Below are 1,866 nucleotides of genomic sequence, written 5' to 3' on the forward strand. Positions count from 1 at the left end.
CAGTGCTGGCCGACCGGCGCCTCGGCACAGGCGACCTGCTCTCCGTGGGGGAACTGGCCGCGATCGCACACCTCCCGACCGACGAGGCGATCCCCGGTGTCCAGCGCGCGGGTGCCAAGGCGATCGCCCCACCACCTGGGATCGCCACCCCCGGCCCCCAGGCCAAACCGATTGGCGTGACCGACACCGGCCAGGAACGTCCGGTGGCGTTGCGTGTCCCGGACGCGCGGCACCACCTGCACGTCATCGGTGCGACCGGCTCGGGCAAGTCCACCCTGCTGGGCAACATGATCCTGGCCGACGCCGAAGCTGGTCGCGGGATCGTGCTCATCGATCCCAAAGGCGACCTCGTCACCGACGTGCTCTCCCGCCTCCCACGCTCGGCAGGCGAGCGGGTCGTGCTCTTCGACGCCGACTCCAAGGCACGACCGCCGTGCCTGAACCCGTTGGACGGCGGGGAAACCGACCTGACCGTCGACAACCTCGTCTCGGTGTTCCGGCGGGTCTACTCCGCGTTCTGGGGCCCCCGCACCGACGACGTGATGCGCGCCGCCTGCCTCACCCTGCGCACCCAAGAGGGCGTGGCCACCCTCGCCGATCTACCCAAGCTGCTGGCCGACCCGGCCTTCCGCTCCCGCGTCACCGCCGGGATCACCGACCCGGTGCTGCGTGGATTCTGGTCCTGGTACGAGCAACTCACCGACTCTTCCCGCAGCCAGGTCATCTCGCCACTGATGAACAAGCTACGCGCTTTCCTGCTGCGGCCCTTCGTGCGGGACGCCATCGCGGGCGGCCCTTCCACAGTGGACATGACCAGGGTGCTCGATGGTGGCATCTGCCTGGTGCGCATCCCCAAAGGCAGCCTGGGTGAGGAAACCACCCGTCTGGTCGGGTCACTGGTGGTCGCCCGAACATGGCAGGCCACCACAGCCCGGGCCCGCACCCCGCAACGGCAGCGGCGCGACGCGAGCCTGGTGATCGACGAGTGTCACAACTTCCTCAACCTGCCCTACCCCATCGAGGACATGCTCGCCGAAGCCCGCGGGTTCCGCGTCGCCATGACCCTGGCCCACCAGCACCTCGGGCAACTCCCACGCGAGCTGCGGGAGGGCATGTCCACCAACGCCCGCTCGAAAATCTTCTTCAACGCCTCACCCGAAGACGCCCGCGAACTGGCCCGCCACACCGCCCCGCGACTGTCCGACCACGACCTCGCCCACCTCGGCGTCTACCACGCCGCCGCCCGCCTCGTCCTCAACGGCGAAGAAGCACAACCCTTCACCATGCGCACCCAACCGCTACCGAAACCGATTCCCGGCCGAGCACGAGAAATCCGCGCCCGGGCCCGCCAAGCGGGGCGCACTCAAGCTGGCGGCTCGCAATCGATGCCCCAGCCTGCACAGCAACCCACGAATCACGATCGCAACCAGCCCCATACCCAGCCACACAGCGCCGACCCCCGCCGCCGGTCCTGAACCCGAACGGGCCAGCGAGCGAAACCCCTCGACCGAACCGGAGGTTCTTGGCGTGATCACCAACCCCACAAGGCAACGCAACCTGCGCGGGCACAAAGCCACCCGTCCGACCCCTCGCACCGCCAACAGCACCGAGCACCAGGCCGTGCTGGCGTGGCGGCTGACACCACGCGACCGGTGGATCATCCGGATGCTGCACGAGCACCGGGTACTCACCGCCCATCAGATCACCGCCCTGGCCTTCCCGTCCTTCCGCAGCGGACGCCAGCGGCTGCGCGAGCTGTTCCAATGGGGCGTAGTGGACAGGTTCCAACCGTTCATCTCAGTCGGCACCGCACCCATGCACTACGTGCTCGCCCCCGCCGGCGCCGCCGTGCTGGCGGCCGAGGAC

General features: G+C 69.2%; 2 protein-coding genes. Both read left to right on the plus strand.

All coding sequences use genetic code 11. The features are described 5' to 3' along the window. On the plus strand, positions 1–1,475 hold a 1,475-nt coding region (locus FNH05_RS36820; RefSeq protein ID WP_144593448.1), incomplete at its 5' end, for a type IV secretory system conjugative DNA transfer family protein. Between the two features lie 52 nt (positions 1,476–1,527). Beyond that, positions 1,528–1,866 (plus strand): replication-relaxation family protein (locus tag FNH05_RS36825; protein ID WP_186382931.1); only part of this gene is annotated, 339 nt, incomplete at its 3' end.

Origin of the sequence: Amycolatopsis rhizosphaerae (assembly GCF_007713715.1) — a bacterium.
In the GTDB taxonomy this organism is placed as follows: Bacteria; Actinomycetota; Actinomycetes; order Mycobacteriales; family Pseudonocardiaceae; genus Amycolatopsis_E; species Amycolatopsis_E rhizosphaerae.